12 protein-coding genes are annotated in these 19,084 nt (G+C 41.9%); 1 reads left to right on the top strand and 11 read right to left on the bottom strand.

The genetic code is table 11. From position 1 onward, the window contains the following. Window positions 1-60: 60 nt before the first annotated feature. The 4 genes from DWY07_RS06235 to DWY07_RS06220 all read right to left on the bottom strand — a co-directional run bounded on the left by DWY07_RS06235 (window position 61) and on the right by DWY07_RS06220 (window position 5,493). Window positions 61-273 carry a hypothetical protein gene (locus DWY07_RS06235; protein ID WP_226801122.1) on the bottom strand — a complete coding sequence of 71 codons (213 nt, stop codon included), beginning with the start codon at window positions 271-273 and terminating at the stop codon, window positions 61-63. A gap of 136 nt (window positions 274-409) precedes the next feature. After that, window positions 410-850: an Hsp20/alpha crystallin family protein gene (locus DWY07_RS06230; protein ID WP_008401623.1), complete on the bottom strand. Its 441-nt coding sequence runs from the start codon at window positions 848-850 to the stop codon at window positions 410-412. A gap of 214 nt (window positions 851-1,064) precedes the next feature. Further along, window positions 1,065-2,438 carry a glycoside-pentoside-hexuronide (GPH):cation symporter gene (locus DWY07_RS06225; protein WP_117784644.1) on the bottom strand — a complete coding sequence of 458 codons (1,374 nt, stop codon included), beginning with the start codon at window positions 2,436-2,438 and terminating at the stop codon, window positions 1,065-1,067. Between the two features lie 16 nt (window positions 2,439-2,454). Then, on the bottom strand, window positions 2,455-5,493 hold the full coding sequence (locus tag DWY07_RS06220; protein ID WP_117784643.1) for a glycoside hydrolase family 2 TIM barrel-domain containing protein: 3,039 nt from the start codon (window positions 5,491-5,493) through the stop codon (window positions 2,455-2,457). A 219-nt stretch (window positions 5,494-5,712) separates the two neighbouring features. Here DWY07_RS06220 and DWY07_RS06215 point away from each other — a divergent pair, with 219 nt between their 5' ends. Next, window positions 5,713-6,582 (top strand): AraC family transcriptional regulator, encoded by an 870-nt coding sequence (locus DWY07_RS06215; RefSeq protein ID WP_117808507.1) that lies wholly within the window; start codon window positions 5,713-5,715, stop codon window positions 6,580-6,582. Here the strand turns inward: DWY07_RS06215 and DWY07_RS06210 are convergent. The 7 genes from DWY07_RS06210 to DWY07_RS06180 all read right to left on the bottom strand — a co-directional run bounded on the left by DWY07_RS06210 (window position 6,575) and on the right by DWY07_RS06180 (window position 19,070). Further along, window positions 6,575-7,243, bottom strand: a complete 669-nt coding sequence (locus DWY07_RS06210) for an HAD family phosphatase (protein ID WP_242997318.1) — start codon at window positions 7,241-7,243, stop codon at window positions 6,575-6,577. The two genes, DWY07_RS06215 and DWY07_RS06210, sit on opposite strands and share 8 nt — an antisense overlap. Before the next feature lie 172 nt (window positions 7,244-7,415). Next, window positions 7,416-9,659, bottom strand: a complete 2,244-nt coding sequence (secD, locus tag DWY07_RS06205; RefSeq protein ID WP_117822489.1) for a protein translocase subunit SecD — start codon at window positions 9,657-9,659, stop codon at window positions 7,416-7,418. A gap of 20 nt (window positions 9,660-9,679) precedes the next feature. Continuing rightward, on the bottom strand, window positions 9,680-11,044 hold the full coding sequence (gene scfB / locus DWY07_RS06200; protein WP_117808505.1) for a thioether cross-link-forming SCIFF peptide maturase: 1,365 nt from the start codon (window positions 11,042-11,044) through the stop codon (window positions 9,680-9,682). Between the two features lie 103 nt (window positions 11,045-11,147). Continuing rightward, entirely contained in the window at window positions 11,148-11,297 is a 150-nt protein-coding gene (scfA, locus tag DWY07_RS06195) for a six-cysteine ranthipeptide SCIFF (protein WP_008401634.1), read from the bottom strand. An 86-nt stretch (window positions 11,298-11,383) separates the two neighbouring features. Then, window positions 11,384-11,746, bottom strand: coding sequence for a TIGR04086 family membrane protein (locus tag DWY07_RS06190; RefSeq protein WP_117808504.1), 363 nt, complete (start codon window positions 11,744-11,746; stop codon window positions 11,384-11,386). Window positions 11,747-11,862: 116 nt separating this feature from the next. Further along, a complete protein-coding gene (locus DWY07_RS06185) occupies window positions 11,863-12,519 on the bottom strand; it encodes an HAD family phosphatase (protein WP_117822488.1) in 657 nt (218 codons plus the stop codon). A 65-nt stretch (window positions 12,520-12,584) separates the two neighbouring features. Then, complete coding sequence (locus tag DWY07_RS06180; RefSeq protein WP_117822487.1) at window positions 12,585-19,070, bottom strand: Ig-like domain-containing protein; 6,486 nt, start codon at window positions 19,068-19,070, stop codon at window positions 12,585-12,587. Between the last annotated feature and the right edge of the window lie 14 nt (window positions 19,071-19,084).

Here is a 19,084-nt window from a genome sequence, read left to right as displayed (position 1 = left end):
AGTTGCACTCATTATAGCATACATTATTAATTCCAGCAATTTCCTTGTGAGCCTTCCATTTTATAAGCCACCGGAACGAAGGTTTTGAGCAAACGCATTTTCAGGCATGCCACCCACTACAAGATAACTATAAAAGAGCTTGCTTAATGTTTCATGAACCGTATCCGAAACCCTTGAAGCATTATCATAACATTCTTTTAAATAATCAAATGTTGACTGCTGTATTCCATTTGCCCACATATATTCCTCAAAATCAAGCGGATACACTGCCACGAAAAAAAGGGCTGCTGCCCTACGAATGATTCTTCGTAAAGCAACAGCCCCATTTATGATTATTCATATCTGACATTTCTATCAGAAGGAGACAAAATGATTTACTTTAATAATTTTCATACAGGAAGTGAAAGAATTATCCTTCAATTGAGATATATTTGCTTTCCTCAACCTTTGGCTTCTCTTCTTTCTTTGGTACGCTGATCTTTAAAACACCATCTTCAAATTTTGCCTTGATATCTTCCTTTTCAACTGCCTTACCAACATAGAAGCTACGGCTGCAAGAACCACAATATCTTTCACGGCGGACATATTTGCCTTTCTTGTCCTGATCGCCTGTTTCTTTCTTCGTTGTACCTGTGATGGTCAGGTAACCATCCTTCAACTCTGCCTTTACATCTTCTTTCTTGTAACCGGGCATATCAATATCCAGTTCAAATGAACCTTCGGTCTCTTTTACATCTGTCTTCATAATATTAGCAGGCTGTGTATAACCTGTTGTCACTTTATAAGGACGTGCAAAATCATCAAATAAATCATCAAATAAATTTTCTCCAAAAATACTAGGCATCAACATAAGTCATTCCTCCATTCAAATACATACATTTTATTCTTTTGTGTGCTGACCATTGTCAGAACACGTAATTGTTATTTTTCCGGAACTCCGGAACCTCCATCAGTCTCTATCTGATGTCCTCTCCTTCGTTCTGATTATGTTATACCACTTGTATTAGCACTCGTCAATAGAGAGTGCTAATAATTTTTGTGAAAAATCTGTGAAGTCTTGTAGATTATTCTCCTGCACACATTCCCCGCTCTGCCTTAAGCTTTTCATTTGCCGCTTCCACATTCATTCTGGAAAGTATAAGCAGGATTAGTATATCAAATATCAACGGCAGCCACAGATACATGAACTGCATCATATCAAGAGCCGACTGTGGCTGAACCGCCATCGTTCCTTTATAACCGGACAGTTCAAGGAGCCAGCCGACAACCGCCGTTCCGATTCCTCCTCCGATCTTTACACCAAGCGAAGTACAGGAGTACATAGTTCCGTCAACCCGCTTTCCCTGTGTCAGGTAGGTATATTCGGAACAGGAAGCAATAACCGCATTCATATCTCCCTGCCAAGGTCCCTGGCCTAGCGCTGCAAGAGCTGTAAATGCCAGCATAAGCGGGATGCTTCCAATATAGCCGGCAACAACAACCAAGGCTCTGCCAATAACCGCTATGATATATCCTCTAAGGTTCAGCTTATACATGCCCTTCCATTTGCCAACCAGCGTCGGTGTAAATATCAGTGCTATAATGAGGGGAATATTTACTGCCCAGGCAAACTGCCCGAACAGATTCTTATTCTTAAGAACCCATGTCATATAGAACAGACCCGCACCGATCATGGCACTGTAAAGCTGCTGCAAGATGTAAGTTCCACAGATCATAATATAATATTTGTTCTTAATAAGGAGCTTAAATGCCTGAACCAGACTATACTTCTCCTCGGTTTTCTTCGGTTCTCCATCGTTTAATTCTTCCTCCGGAAGCTCCTTCACAGACAGACCGGAGATCGTATTTACCACAAGACCAACTATCGCATAGATGATTGCTACTAATCTCCATGCCGCCGCATCTCCACCGCACCAGTCCACGAATCCGACCGTGATCGTCTGGATCAAAAGGCTGGTTGAAAATGCAAATATAAACCGATAAGAACCCATCTGAACCCGTTCTTTGCTGTTCTTTGTGATCAGTGAGGTAAGTGCCGAATACGCAATATTATTTGCTGTGTAAAACACACCATTTAACAATGTGTATGCAATGAAAAACCATGTATACTGTGCAGCCTTACCCATACCGGCTGGAACTGCAAAACATGCAACCAGCGTGATTGCACAGCCAATATATCCATAGATCATCCATGGTCTTGCCTTTCCCAGTCTGCTGTGTGTCTTATCAATCAGGGATCCGAAAAATACATCCGTAAATCCATCAAATAATTTGGATACCGCGATCAGTGTGCCGACAATGCCTGAAGCAAGTCCGACCGTATCCGTCAGGTATACCATGACAAAGGATGTCAGAAACGCATATACCACATTTCCCGCGATATCTCCCGAACCATAACCTACTTTATTATACCATTTTAAATATTTCTTCTCTTCCATCCGTATCTCCTCCTAATTAACCCCTCACAAACGGTACCAGCGTGAAATCAAACCGGAACTCATTTTCACTGAACCTGTATTCATCCGAAACAACCGGGCCACAGCTGTTCGAACCGATTCCATTCTGTGCATGATCAATACAGAGCACCGTACTGTCGGCTTCCGTAAGCTCATAATTGTGTTTCGTCTGCGTAAGCACTTCCTGAGTGTAATAAGAGGCATTAAATGAAAATGTATGTTCTGCTGCAACAGCCATTCCATATCGTTGATTTGTCAGTTCCACATAATCACAGTCATAGTGGCTTCCATTCTCCTGCGGCATGATATAGTCCTCATGAAGCTCCTGCACAGAACTTCTGAACAAGCCGTGGCTGGCAGCCCTGTGCTTGTCGCGGTAGCTTTCCTGTGGCCCCATGCCATAATAGGCAGCCTCAGAAAGCTTCTTATCCAGAAACATTCTTATACCAAATCTTGGAAGATCCGGGAGTTCTTCATCTTTTACTGCTGTTATTCCCGCAGCAATTCTGCCTGCGCCATCTATTTTCCACATAATCTCTACATCGATCAGCTTTTGAACGGTTGGAGCTACCACACCTGCATGGCACATGATCATTACTCCGAATTTGTTCTGAAGGATCTGTTCACTATATGCTCTTGTGTATGCCTCATCATAATGAGCCTTCTCCCATTCTGCCCGGATATACATATCGTTATCTGTAGGTGCACGCCAGATGTTAAGCTCCATTGGATGATTCAGATATTCCCTGCCTGCATACTGAAGTCCGCTAAACAAGCCGGTACGCTTATCCAGCCGATATGTGAAGCCATCACCATTTAACACGATCCATGCATCGTCTTCCTCTACCCTGATATCGGATACTTCCACATCCGAAGCCGTCCATTTGGCAGCTGTCTGGTTTCTTCCATCTTTATTCTCAAGCAAAAGTTCATCAAAGCCCAATACATGACCCGCAGAAACTAACGGAAGCTCTTTCTTTAACTGATAAGAAAGCTTCAGATATACTCTGCCTGCCGCAGGAACATCGATATCAAGCCCCACGGTGCAATCACTGTGCGGAGCAGCCGAAGCACCCACTACCTTGCCCTTCTGAACACTTAAGCCATCCTGAGTTACCTCATAACAGATATCCACAAAATCCTGAATATCATCAAAATCCATATAGTTATGAAGGGTAAGCGTTCCTCTCTCCTGATCAAATGACCGAACTCTGACCGGGCGGTAGACATTTTTGTATTCGAGCAGTCCGGTATGCGGGGTTCTGTCCGGATACACAAGACCATCCATACAGAAATTACCATCATGTATCGCCTCTCCATGATCTCCGCCATAGTAATACTTCGTCTTTCCGTTTTCCGCTTGATCATGTGCAACTGCATGGTCGCACCATTCCCATACAAATCCACCGCACATGCGGTCATCACTGTGGATCATTCGGAAATAATCTTCAAAATCTCCGGGACCATTTCCCATGCTGTGGCAGTATTCAACCAGCAGAAATGGTTTGCTTCCATCCTTTTCCAGATATTCCTCGATCTCTGACAGCGCTGGGTACATACGGCTGTACAGATCCAGATTCTCATAATTATAGGTCACATCATAATTTCTGTATCTTGCACTTTCATACTGGGTAATACGGGATGGATCATACTGCTTCGTCCATGCAAGTGCCTTTTCAAAATTGCAGCCATATGCACTTTCATTTCCCATCGACCACATCACGATACAGAAACGGTTCTTATCTCTCTCGACCATCCGCTTCACCCGGTCAAGAATAGCCGCCTCCCATTCCGGATTGTCTGCAATCTTCTCATTCCACTTTTTGAACCGGTTGTAGTCAGTATCCTCTTTGCGATATAACATATATGGGCCATGTGCTTCTATATCCGCCTCGTCGCATACCATGAAGCCATATTTGTCACACATCTGATAAAAATACGGTGCATTTGGATAATGACTGGAACGGATCGCATTGAAGTTGTGCTGTTTCATAAGGGTAAGATCCTTTTTTATCTTCTCCACATCCACTGTAAAGCCGGTTACCGGATCAGAATCGTGCCGGTTGACACCGCGGAATTTGATCTTCTGTCCATTGAAGTAAATAACTTTATCCTTTATCTCTATCGTTCTGACAGCGATATGATCAACGATCGTCTCATTTTCACTCTGCAAAATGAGGGTATACAGATATGGATTCTCGGTGTTCCAAAGTGTCGGCTGTATAATCTCAAATGTGAAAGCTCCGTCATGCTCTGCCTGTCCTTCCGCTACAACCACACCATTCCTGTCTTCGATCGTAACCTTAACCGCTGTCTCCTGATAAAAGCTCAGATCGAGCTTCACCTCAGCCTTTTCCTTTAAAACAGAGGTCGTGATACGGTAGTCGCGAATGGCGCACTCCGGTCTTTTCAGAATATAGACATCACGAAAAATTCCACTCATCCGAAATTTATCCTGATCCTCCAGATAAGAACCATCACACCATTTCATGACAAGGACAGCGATCGTATTTTCTCCCTCTTTTAAAATGTCTGTCACATCATACTCACTGGTCATATGGGATACCTGACTGTATCCGACATATTCCCCATTTATCCACACATAGAAGCAGCTATCCACACCTTCAAAATTCAGAAATGCCTTTGCCGCATCCACATCCTTTGCATAAGAAAAGGTATGCACATAAGCTCCACACGGTATATCCTGTGGGACATATGGTGGGTCAAATGGAAATGGATAGCGGATATTTGTATACTGGTGTGTATCATATCCTGCCATCTGCCATACGCCCGGAACCTCGATCTCGTCAAATGCTCCGGTGTCATATCCCATCTCATAAAAAGCATCCTTCACATCATAAATACTTTTAAAATATTGGAATTTCCATTTTCCATTTAATAACTGTAACCGATCTGATCCTTCTCTGTGCTCGACCAGATCATCCATCCTACAGGAAGCCGGTACATAGTATGCTCTTGCAGGCTGTGTATTTTCATGTAATACATTCAAATTCTCATAATAACGTGGCACTATCATAAGTCATCCTCCCTTATATGTACTTTTTTGTTTTCGACTATTCTTATGTTTTTGATATTATTTGCAAATATTATCTTGTTATTTCGTTTTATCTGTATTTATCATACACTTTAACAGCATTTCTGTCTATGAACCGGAATGGACAGAATATGGACAAAATGATACAATATCAATAAATCTTTTTATATTACAATCCTACAAATAAAGGAGAGCTTCATCATGTATATAAATACCGGATACCTGAATCATTCCTATCTTGACTTCAAGGACAAGCGCAGGCCGCTTATTGTCGGAAGCTGCGGAACATACCGCTTAAGTGGCGACCCGAAGATGCCTACCTATCGTCCTAAGGGCAGACAGGACTACCAGATCATCTATATCGCATCCGGGCTTGGACATTTTCATTTTGATAAAGCTGAGAATGAGACGATCGTTCCTGCCGGCAATATGGTACTCTACCGCCCGAAGGAACTACAGAAATATGAATATTACGGTGCAGATAAAACAGAGGTTTACTGGATTCATTTCACCGGCTCCGATGTGAAGAATCTTCTGAGGAAATATGGATTTAAAGATAACCGGAGAGTATTCCCTGTCGGTTCCTCTCTGGAATATGAACATATATTTAAACAGATCATCCTGGAGCTGCAGCGTTGTCAGGATGATTATGAAGAAATGCTGGCTTTACTGCTAACACGCCTTTTAATCGTATTCAAACGGGAGCTGTCACGCGAGCATATCCTGAAAAATGAATATCTGGATCGTGAAATGGACTATGCAGTTTCCTACTTTAATGAAAACTATAATAAAGACATCAGCATAGAACAATATGCCGAATCAAGAGGAATGAGCGTGAGCTGGTTCATACGGAATTTCAAGAAATACACAGGCATGACCCCGATGCAGTTCATCGTATCCCGCCGGATCAACAACGCCCAGCTTCTCTTAGAACAGACGAACTATTCTATAAATGAAATAGCCAAGGTCGTAGGATATGATAACCAGTTATATTTCAGCCGGCTGTTCCGGAAACAGAAGGGCTTCTCCCCCTCTCAATATCGGAAAAGAGAGATAGAAGCTATTAAATAAAAAACAAATATTTCTCTACTTCCGTCAGTGAATCCAGAATGACATCCGACAGCTCCTGCATTTCTTCCGTGACCGGTGCAAGATCCGGCACCATGATCGGATGCAGTCCCGCCGCATGTGCAGAACGGATACCATTATAAGAATCCTCTATGGCATATGCCTGCTCCGGCATCACATGGATCTGTCTGCATGCTTCCAGATAGATATCCGGTTCCGGTTTGCTCCGCTTTACCATATCTCCGCAGATTACCCGATCGAAATACGGAAGGATACCTGCATCCCGAAGCTCCTGTTCGACAACTGCTTTCCTGGTAGAAGATGCCAGCGCAACCTTTCTTCCATTCTTTTTTAATGTCTGCAACAGACCGGTAACTCCCGGTTTCATCGGAAGCTTTCCTCCTGCCGCCTGTTCATGGAACAGTGCCGACATCTCCGCCTTATACTCATCATAAGGGAAATCTGCCCCATACACCCCAAGCATCAGTTCTTTTGTCGCATCCTTATTCAGTCCCAGACATTTGTGACAGGTGTCTTCTATATTTTTGATTTCATATTTATCTGCAACGACCTGCCAGCACTTTATAACCAGCAGCTCCGAGTCGAATATAACCCCATCCATATCAAATATAACCGCTTCAAATCGTTTCATTGTTTCAATCATGCACCTCCTTTGCTTCAACATATCACAGCTTTTATCACCCGTCAATGCATTGTCATTATGTATTAATTTTAATAACACACAGCATAAACATTCCTATAACACAACGAAAAAAACAGACAAATATGTAAATTCCACATACTTGTCTGTTTTTTATTCGATCGGCGACAGTTAATTACTGCGCCTTTGCTGTTTTCTTCTTCTCTACCGCTTTCTTGCTGTTCTTGCCATTTGCAGCATCCTTCTTCTTACCAAATCCGGTCTTGAAGTAGTACCACAATGGACCAGTTACACAGATAGAAGAATAAGCACCGATTACGACACCGGCCATCAGAGTAAATGCGAACTCTTTGATCGCTGCTACACCCATTACATATAATACGAAGATCGTAACAAATGTTGTTAAGGATGTATAAATATTTCTGGTGATCGTCTGGTTAATACTTAAATTAACGATATGCTTGTAATCTTTCTTTGTTCCTGCATTTGCGATATTCTCACGGATACGATCGAATACGATGATCGTTGCATTGATCGAGTAACCGAAGATTGTCAGCATACATGCGATACAGGTATTACCAACGGATAACCGAAGTAAGATATACAGAACAAATACCATAGCTACATCGTGGCAAAGGGCTAATACCGCACTTACACCAAACTTCACATCCTTGAAACGGATTACAATGTAGATGAGCATCAGAACGGCTGCAAGTGCTACAGAAAGGAATGCATCCCTTGTCATATCGCTGCTGGCTGAACCACTGATATTATCGGAATTTGTTACTGTCGCACCGAGCTTCTCGCTGAGTGCAGCTGTTACCTTTGTCAACTGAGAATCATCACCCTGAGTCGTAAGCTCTGTGGTCTTGAATACGATCTCATTTGTACCGGAAACAGTCTGAACAGAGATATCTGCCTCACTGATGCCTGCTGCCTCAGCGATAACAGGAACAATGTCTTTCTCTGCCTCAGATAATGAATATGCTTTGTCAAATTCTGCTGTGATTGATGTACCACCTGCAAAATCAATACTTAAATTCAATGCACTTCCCTTTGTCTTTGCAAAGATCGGCATGAAACAGAAGCCGATCACGATGACAAGAACAGAAGCGATAATACAATATTTACCACCCTTTACAAAATTAACCTTACCAGGCTCTTTTGCTTTTCCAAAATATTTTACATCTGTTACGCCAAGTGTTACAAGTGCATTCAGTACCATCTGAGAGATAACAAGTGCTGTGAATACAGATAATACGATACCGATTGCCAGTGTGATTGCAAATCCCTTGATCGTACCGGTTCCGAAGATACCAAGCACAAGTGCTGCGATCAGGGTTGTCACGTTACCATCGATGATCGCTGATAACGCATTATGGAATCCGGCTTTTACAGACTGCTTAACAGAAGCACCTGTTGCCAGTTCTTCTTTAATACGTGTAAAGATAACGACGTTCGCATCGACCGCCATACCTACAGAAAGGATGATACCTGCAAGACCCGGAAGTGTCAATGTAACATTGAACAGGTTCATAACAAGTAAGATCATAAATGTATAAAGTGTCAATGATAATGATGCGATCAGACCCGGAATTCTGAATACGCAGATCATGATAATGAAGATACAGATAATACCAATGATACCTGCTTTGATCGTTGTTGATACTGCTTCTGAACCAAGAGTTGCTCCGACAATATTAGAACGTACCTGCTTCAGTGTCAGTGGCAATGCACCGATACGGATCGTAGTAGCAAGGCTGTCTGCCTCTTCATATGTTGAAATGCTGTTGATAACAGCATTTCCGTCTGTAATTGCCTGCTGTACAGTTGGTGCACTTACAACTTCACCATCATATACGATATAGACGATCTTTCCTACATTTGCTGTTGTTACATCTGCAAACTTCTGAGCACCTGCTGTTGTGAATGACAACTGTACTACATTGTCATCACCGGTCTCTGTAGAATCAATCTTGGCATCTGCACCCTTAATATCATCACCGGTAAGAGCTGGAGTATATTCCTTGCCCTGTGACCATAATTCATAATTCTCAGGATCTAAGAACTCTAACTTACCTTCGATACTCAGGTCTTCCAGAATTGCATCTGCATCTGTTACACCCGGAATTTCGGCAGTGATCTTACCATTTCCCTCTGAATATACGTTATGCTCTGTTGTATGGGAATCAATACGTTTCTGCAGCTTATAGATCGTATCCTGAACATCCGCATCACTGTAATCCTCATCCTGAATCTCATAGGTTACACTTAAGCCACCCTTCAGATCAAGTCCAAGGCTGATATACTTTGCTTTTCCTCTGTCGCCTACACCAAACAATGCAACGTAGATGGAACCCGCAAGCACAAGCAGGAACAGGATCAATACCCATATGGCTTTTTTTCTTGCTTTCTTCATCTTATTTACCTTTGTCCTCCTTATTGATTTTCTTCTTCATCTGCTAATGCGGCTTTGATCATGATCGCACATTCGATACGCTTCTTCTGAAGTTCACATCCGATATCATACGCATCTAATATATTTCCATGGAATTTATATGAGTTCGCCGCACAGCCACCGCTACAATAGAATCTTGCAAAACAGTCCTTACACTTGTCCTTTGCATAGACATTGCAGAGCTTAAACTCATCAACAAGTTCCGGCTTCGTAATACCTTCATTTACATTTCCAATGCAGAACCCATCCTCACCGACAAACTGATGGCACGGATAAAGGTCGCCCCATGGTGTAACTGACAGATATTCTGTACCTGAACCACACCCCGACAGACGTTTGGCCACGCATGGTCCCCCTGTCAAATCTATCATAAAGTGGAAGAAATTGAAGCCCCTTCCTTCTTTATGTCTTTTGATCATCTCTTTTGCAAGGATATCATACTGATCTAACAGATATGGGATATCCTCTTCCTTTATCGCATAAGGCTCGTCCGGCAGAGATACAACCGGCTCAATGGAGATCTGGTCAAATCCAAGATCTGCCATGTGTAATACATCCTTTGAAAAATCCAGATTGTTATGCGTATAAGTGCCTCTTACATAATAACTCTTTCCGGCACGCTTCTTTGCAAATTCCTGAAACTTTGGAAGTAACAGATCATAGCTTCCCTTTCCATTTCTGGTCGGACGCATGTAATCATGAATCTCTTTTCTTCCGTCGATGGATAATACGACATTTGCCATCTCTTTATTGGCAAATTCCATTACCTCATCATTTAACAACACACCGTTTGTTGTCAGTGTGAAACGGAATTTCTTATTATGCTTCTCCTCCAGGCTTCTTCCATATCGAACGGTCTCTTTTACGACATCCCAGTTCATAAGTGGCTCACCGCCGAAGAAATCGACCTCAAGATTTACACGGTTACCGGAATTGGCAACGAGGAAATCCAGAGATTTCTTTGCTATGTCAAGTGGCATCAGACCTCTGTCACCCTTGTACTCACCTTCTCCTGCAAAACAATATCTGCATGCAAGATTACAGTCATGTGCAATATTGATACACAGAGCCTTTACCACTGTTTTTCTCTTTTTAAAATCAATGATATAATCTTTGAATATGTCTTCTGTAAATAGTGTTCCGTCTTCTACCAGGCCGGTTACCTCGTCATAGGCTTCCGATACTTCATCCTTATCATAGGATGGCAGCAATTCTATTACCTGTTCTTTTGTATGATTTTCGTAATTTGCAATAATATCATACACAAGGTCATCCACTACGTGAACAGACCCACTACATACATCGAGTACGATATTATATCCATTACTTTTGTACTGATGTACCATACAAATTCTCCCATCTTGTGAATTAATTTTTCTGACACGCAACGAAAGAGGACTGTCATTTGTTTGACGGTCCCCTTTGTGGTTGTCTGTCTACAATGATCTCTTACTTGTTCTCAGCATTCTCACAGCTCTGATTTCCGACTGTGCATGATGTCTTACAAGCTGACTGACATGATGTCTGGCATTCGCCGCATCCGCCCTTAACCATTGTGTTCTTCATTGTTCTGTTTGTGAGTGTCTTTATTCTCTTCATAGGTACACTTCTCCTTTTTATGTCATATAGCGAAATTATAACACAACATGCTTTAAAGTCAAAGTATTTTTACGAAAAACTTGTCTCTAACCTAGCATTCCGCCAAGCATTCCGGCCGCCAGACACAGGATCACATTCGTCAATGTCCCTCCGGCAGAGATATGGATCGTACCATTCATAATGAAAGATACAATACCGATCACCAAAACATAACACACTCCAAGCATTAATCCCCAAATATATTTTTGCTCCTTTACCATCTTGCCGGTAAGAAAACCACCAAGGAATACAGAGATGCCATGAATGATGATAATACTCAGATGAATCACCGTATCACCCAGTCCCAGCTTGTACATGAGGAATGCCGTTATAAGCAGCAGGATTGCCGTTATTATGTAAGATACCGCAAGTGCCTTTAAAAGGCTGAAAATTTTCTGTCCTGTAATCATAGAAAAACCTCCTGACACTACTATATGCCGGAAGGTTTTCTTTCATTCCAGAGATCATTCTCTATTCTGCTATATCAATCATTTTCAGATGTCATTTTCGAAGTCAAACTGCTTCATCAGTCTTCAAATAATTCCGTCAGCTCAAATATATCGTTGCTGATACGGTCTGCTTTCTTCTTCGTTTCTTCATCCGGTTGGATCAGATCGATCACCATAAGGGTATACAGCCCTGCATCGTGGGAGGCTGTCACACCATTAATGGAATCCTCTACTCCAACTGTCTCCTCCGGCTTCGTACCAAGCTTCTCACAGGCTTTCAGATAGATGTCCGGGTATGGTTTTCCGCGCTCGATCTCATCCCCACAGATCACATCATCAAAATACGGAAGCAGTCCGCTTCGAACCAGTTTATCCTCTGCCCGTTCCCGATCCGTCGAGGTTGCAACCGCCATCTTGATCCCTCTTGCCTTTAAAGTCTTTAGTGTCTCGATCACGCCATGCTTTAATTCAACGCCATGCTCATTCATATATGCTTCGACCATATCCACTGTACGTTGTCTGAATGCAAGATAATCAAAATCCTCGCCCATCTTTTCTTTCATCACATGTGCATTTGTCTTCTTGGTTCCACCTGCCATCCGGTCACAGATCTTCGACATCTCATTCTCCGAGATACCGATGGACAATCCATTCTTCAACCAGCACATTCTGTATACCTTCTCGGAATCGATCAGGACTCCATCCATATCAAATGCTACCGCTCTTAATGCCATTTATGTCACCTCATTGAAAGACCACGCCTGTTCGGGCGTGGTCCCTTTCTTTCTATAGTCATGTTTTATTTACTACTGTGGCTGTTTCTTCTTTTTTTCATGATCAGAAGAAGGATCACTGCCACAACTGCAAGAATTGCAAGAATAATGATAACGATCAGGATCGGTGATGTCTTTTCCTTTAACTGGAAGGAGAATACCTCATCTGTTGCACTGTCATAGGTCGATGTAACATTTCCCGCTGTATCTCTTGCAGATACCCGAACCTTATAATTACCATAGTTCTCAACCTGGAACTCATACGAATTCGTATCCTCATACAGTGCCGGATCAATAGTATCTCCGTTGATCACGATCTCTGTCAGCATATCATCTGCATCTTCCAGACCGATCTTCATGGTAAACGGATTTCTTACAACGCTCTTATCATCAACGCCTGTGATAATGATACGAGGTGCTGTTCCATCATAGGTAAAGTCAAATGTTTCAGTTGTCACATGACCAACCTCATCGGTAACGGAAATCGTCATTGTATGATATCCATCTGTCAGATCTGAGAAATCTACAAAATCAATACCATCCAGCTTTACACTTGCCTTAAATACAGATGTATCATTAACTGACCAGAGTGCATCATATCCCTTTTCCTTGATATCCGCAAAATCCTGACTGTTCAGAAGAAGTTCTCCATCTTCTGATCTTCTCTCAGTAAATTCAGCCATCTTTGCAGTCTTGTCAATTGTTGGCGGTGTATTATCTACCGTAAATACCATGTTGTAATCATCTGCCTTGTTGCCAAGTGCATCTTCTGCTGTAACTGCTATGGTATATACACCATCCTCATCAAATCTCTGGCTTCCACGGCTGACTGCCGCATTACTGCCAAAGTTTGTAAAGTAAGAGGAAGATACGTCCTCGCCATCCTTCTGTACAGATATATTTACCTTATTCGAAGCAAAGAAGGACTCTGTTACTTCTATGTTCATATCTACATAATCTGTGTTGTTTACAGAGCTTCCACCAACTGTCTCATACTCATTTACGACACTGTTCTTGCTGTTCACTGCTGATACCTTAAGCTCTGGTGCTGTCTTATCTACCTTGAATGTCTTAGTAACAGCCGTTGCAACATTACCTGTCATGTCCTTTGCATTAAAAGTGATTGTATATTCACCATCTTCATCAAAGGTATAGGTCGCAGTATGCGGATTACCGGATGAAAAATTACCGGTATTTAAGGTTGCAACTGTTGATGCTCCTGTTCCATCCGTCTTTTTGGTGATCGTTGCCGTAATGTCAGCACTGTTCATTGCTTCTCCATCATAAGAGAATGCAAATGCCTCATTTACTGTCAGTGTCGCCGTACAGGATGTATTCTGTGAATCCGCAACGCCTGTTATCGATAATACAGGTGCTGTCTTATCAATCCGGAAGGATACATTCTCTGCGATCTGTTCATTACCAGCCTTATCATCCGCAGAAACAGTGATCTCATAATCGCCCTCATCTGAGAATACGATCTCCGGATTTACAGAAGTGTTATTCCATTCTACTGTTCTGTAATCTCCGTCATATGCAACTGCACCGGAAGCATCCTTCCGTTTTACATGTACGGTATAGGACTTTCCTTTATAATTATCTGCAAGGTTCACATTAAGTGCTACATTTCCATTATTCAGCTTATTCACAGTTGCAATTCCGATCGTAGGCTTTGTCTTATCAATTACAAATGCAGCCTCATCCTCTGTTACATTTCCAAATGCATCCGTAACTGTAACCTTCAGATTATAAATTCCCTGTGCATTCCGTTTCACTGTATAGGTTCCGCTCGTTCCCTTCATTGTGAAAGTGTCATCTGCATCACCATTTGTATCTTTATTCTTATCGGAAACCACGATCTCGTGTGTTTCGGCAAACTGTTCTTCTACTGCTATGTCAAATGCGATATCTTTATTGTAATAACCGTCATTTGTCTGCTCCAGCCGTGGTGTGATCGTTACCTTCGGCTTTGTTGCATCTACCTTGAAGCGGGAACCTGCTACATCGTATGAAACCTTATTGCCTGCCTTATCCGTTCCTGTTACCTTGAAGTAATAGGAGCAGGCTTTTCCCTTCTTCTGACCGCAATATGCAGAAGCCTCCAGTGTCTTGCCATCCACCTTCTTGATCGCCAGCTTCTTCTGTGTATATTTGCTTTCATCAAAGCATTTGTAATACTCTGTGATCTGGAAATCCTTCAACAACAGCTTCTGATTATCTGTAACTGTGATCTTCACATTTGTACCCTGTGTCAGACCATTCTCCGGTACACCTTCAATTGTCGCTACCGGGCTTTCCTTATCGATCACAAACTTAATATCTCTTACATAGTTTACATTTCCAAATGCATCCACTGCCTTGATCGTCAGGTTATATACACCAGGTGTTTTTCTCTTTACTGTGTAAGTTCCGGTTGTCTCATTCAGAACGTATGTCTCATCTTCGTCTCCATTCACGTCCTTGTTCTTATCACTTACTGTGATCTTCGTTTTTAATGGAAACTGCTCTGTTACTGTGAACTTGAAGCTTACGTTCTTGTTGTAGTAACCATCATTCTCAGAATCCGGATAGCGATCCAGCACGATATCCGGAAGTGTGGAATCGACCTTGAATCTGGAATCATTGATTTCATATTCCACATCATTTCCGGCTCTGTCTTTACCGGTTACCTTAAATACATAGGAACATGCCTTGCCGCTCTTCTGTCCGCAGTATGCAGATGCCTCTAATTCCTTTGCACCTACCTGCTTGATCTTGAGTTCCTTCTCAATGTATTCTGTACCATCAAAATATTTATAACACTCAACGACTTTAAAGCTTTCCGGATCCAGTCTCTCATTATCTGTGATCACAACACGGATCGTTGTACCGGTTGACTTCTTGTCATCCGGAACACCTTCAATCTCGACCAGAGGCTTCTCTGTATCGATCGTGAACCGGATATCGGATACTGTTGCTGCATTTCCGGATGCATCTACTGCTACAACCGTCCATTTATACCGATCAGCCTTTGATACAGTGAAACCAAATGTTTTCTGCTTTACATCTTTATAAGAAAATGTCTTATATGCTTTTGCAGCATAATCGGCTTCTGATTTGCAGTTCTTATAGTCGTCTGTATTTAACACATATACATTTGCGCCAAGTTCAAACTGCTCTGCCACTGTAATATTGAATCTGACCTTGTCATTATAATACTTTGTTCCGGTACCCGCGATTGCCGGTTCTACCGTTACTTCCGGTTTATATGGATCATAATAGAAGGTCTTGCTTCTCTTTTCTGAGCTGTTGCCGGATCTATCAGTTGCACTTACCGCAATGTAATATTTCATTGGCTTTCCATCAATAACCTTACAGTTTTTGATCGTAGCTGTAACTGTCTGATCCGAGCTGTTCTTTGCTGTGATGATCTCTTCACCCTTTACTCCGGCACCTGTCGTTGCATCATAGTCGTAAGTTTCATACACTACCTTCACAACCACATCGGAAGCTGCAATGCCATAATCATCTGCTGCCTTAACTGTAATCGTCTGTGTACCATCATTTTTATAAACACCACTTACCGGAATACCGGAGAAGCTGATATCTGCCAGTTCATTGTCGATAACAAAGGTACATTTTGCAGTCTTTGTGTTGCCAACCTCATCATATGCTGTTACTGTAACTTCATATACACCGGCTTTTTTGTAAATAAAGGATGCATTCATGGTCTGACCGATCGTTTCGGTCTCCAGATCCATCTTCTGCTCCTGATCTGCAACAGCCTTGCCGTCACAGGTTGCTGATGCAGTAATCCTGCTGATCAGAAAATTATCAGATGCAGACGCCTTTACTGTTACATCTGAACCATTCCAGTACTGCGTAAGCTTCAGACTGTTTGTGGATTCTTTATCTGCAATATCAACCGCTGGCTTTTCAGTATCAACCGCAAACCGGTATGCAACCCCATTTTCATTGGATTTTGTTGCAATATTTCCTGATTTATCACTGATATAGAATATGATCGTATAAATCTTATTCTCTTCAATTCCATTTGTTAATACAAGTGTTTTATCAAATGTTTTATCCCCATTCGCAGCTATATTTCCTGTAAGAATGGTATTTCCCACCTGATCTGTGACCTTGTAATCACCCAGTGAAAACGCATCCTCAGCCGTTATATGAATGGAAGGATCTTTACTGAAATAATAAATACCATCTGCTGATGCCTTTGCTCCGGCAAATTCCATTGCTGCTATTGATGGAGCTGTCTTGTCATATAACACCTGAATGGATGCATCCGTTGTGTTTGCATCTTCATTCGCAGCCACATAATGATGCTTTGATGTAAAGTGGAATGCATACACACCCTCTGTCGTCAGATCATAGGTCAGTGTAACGGTTTTCAGATTTCCATTTGCTGATATATCTGTTCTGGACGGTGCTACTTCAATACCGGCAGCAGACGCTGCGGCATCCGGAGCCTTTCTTGTTACCGTCTTTACAATATCATCGGCATCCAGATCCAGACCTGTTACTTTATATGTAACCGTTGTTGCACTTCCATTATGTCCGGCATATACCAGTGCCTGATCCTTTGCATCTATTGTTTTCCCCTCGGAGGAAACTGTCAAAGAATCCTGTAATGTTTCTTTATTCACATAAACGGTTACCGTTTTCTTTGTTGTATTTCCGGCACAGTCATATGCGTCAAGTGTTACTTTATACACACCAACATCCGGCAGTGACAGTTCATCTCCGGTCAATGTAACTTCCTCACCATTTACATAGACCTTTGTTTTAGCCGTATCGATCTGACTGTCAGCATCAGAAATCCGGAATATCAAAGTCTCTCCTGTCTTGGCTGTTACAGTATATTCTGCCTGATCCTGCAGTGATACACCACCATTTGCCTGACTCAGGATAAGTGCCTGTGGAGCTTTTGTATCCAGATTAAATGTGATCTCTTTGGTACCGGTCTGACCAAGACGGTTTACTGCCTCATATAAGACTGTATGTTTTCCTGATTTATCTACCAGAGCGGAAATCGGAATATTATCATATGTATAAGAATACTGATTTGCATCTGCTGATATATCTGTTACAGTTTCAATGATCTCACCATCAAGGCTGATCCTTGCCGTATCGATCGGTGCATAATCCTCAACTGCCGCTACTCCTGTCAGTTCTGCACCACTGAACCATGTATCTGCATCATATGTATAATTCTGGATCGAAATCGTTGCACTATCGTTTCCCTTTATGCCACGGAAAGAGCCCTTTGTAATTTCTGGTGCTTTTTCATCGATATATACAAATGATCCATTTTCATCAAATTTGTAAGTACCGATAGATTCATATATATGATCTGTGACTCTGAAGATTACTTTATAATCCGCACCTGCTACAGACGATTTCGGAATCAATACCGTTTTACTGCAGATACCGGTATCTCCATCTTTATCCATACATACCGACTGCCAGTTATTCATGGTCGTTCCATTCACAAAACAATATTCCAGATCCAGATCTGCAAAATTACTGTCGCCTATATCCTCAAGCGCCGATACCGTTACACGAATACCATCACCCTTTTTATTCAGGAACTCACCAAGTATCCCTTCCGTAATCTTTAATTCAGAATCTTCATCTACCGTTACATCCTGAATCCGAATATCTGAAGTATACCGGATCGTCACCGGAATAAATACCTTTTTCCCTTCCCTGCTATATGCTGTAAATACATATGATCCGGATTCCGGAACCTTTACATCAAAGGCTCCACCATCTTTACCGATTGGTATTTCTTTCTCATTTCCACCATTTAATGTATATGTAAGTTTAACAATATCCGCCGGATCTTCCGGTGTCTGTTTTATATATCCGTCAACCTGTTCCGTTCCATCTGACACATACCCCTTTACAGACACAACATCCCCTTTTTCAGCATAATAAAAACTATCTCCATTTTTATCATTTATCTGTGGAATGCTTTTATTTCCCGCCTCTGCTGAAATATGCATAGTTGGTCCAGCAACAGATAGATTATCCCCATTTTCAGCATTTTCTCCATATACACGTATTATCCCCGCAAATTCATAAGTATCCTTCTCATCTGCTGCTTTATACACTGCATACTGATATTCATCCTCTGAATCTGTGATCCGAATCTCCTCGATCTCCGAAGCCTGCTTTGTGGTCTTCTTATCCGATGCATCACAGGATGTTGCTATAATCTGCTTCTTATCAGATGCATCCAGTTCCTGCATCAGGTAGTCACCCTTAAATGTGACAGCAGTCTCTTCCGGAACAGAAATCTCAACCTCTTCTACACTGCCTGTCTTTACGCTTCCATCTTTATTTTTCTTATATGTAACTTTTTTGGGAATATACGTTTCAAGATTGATCACTTCTTTTGTATATTCGTCTTCTGCTTTCATTCCGATTCTGTTATCAATTACCACCAGTGATAACAGCATAACCGCCGTCATGACCAAAGCCACAAAACGATGTAAATATTTGTTTTTCTTCATTTTGGTCACTCCCT

It is taken from the genome of Clostridium sp. AF23-6LB (genome assembly GCF_003461085.1).
Taxonomy (GTDB): domain Bacteria; phylum Bacillota; class Clostridia; order Lachnospirales; family Lachnospiraceae; genus Coprococcus; species Coprococcus ammoniilyticus.
Note: the sequence above shows the minus strand (reverse complement) of the source record. Positions and strands in the feature narration are given on the sequence as shown.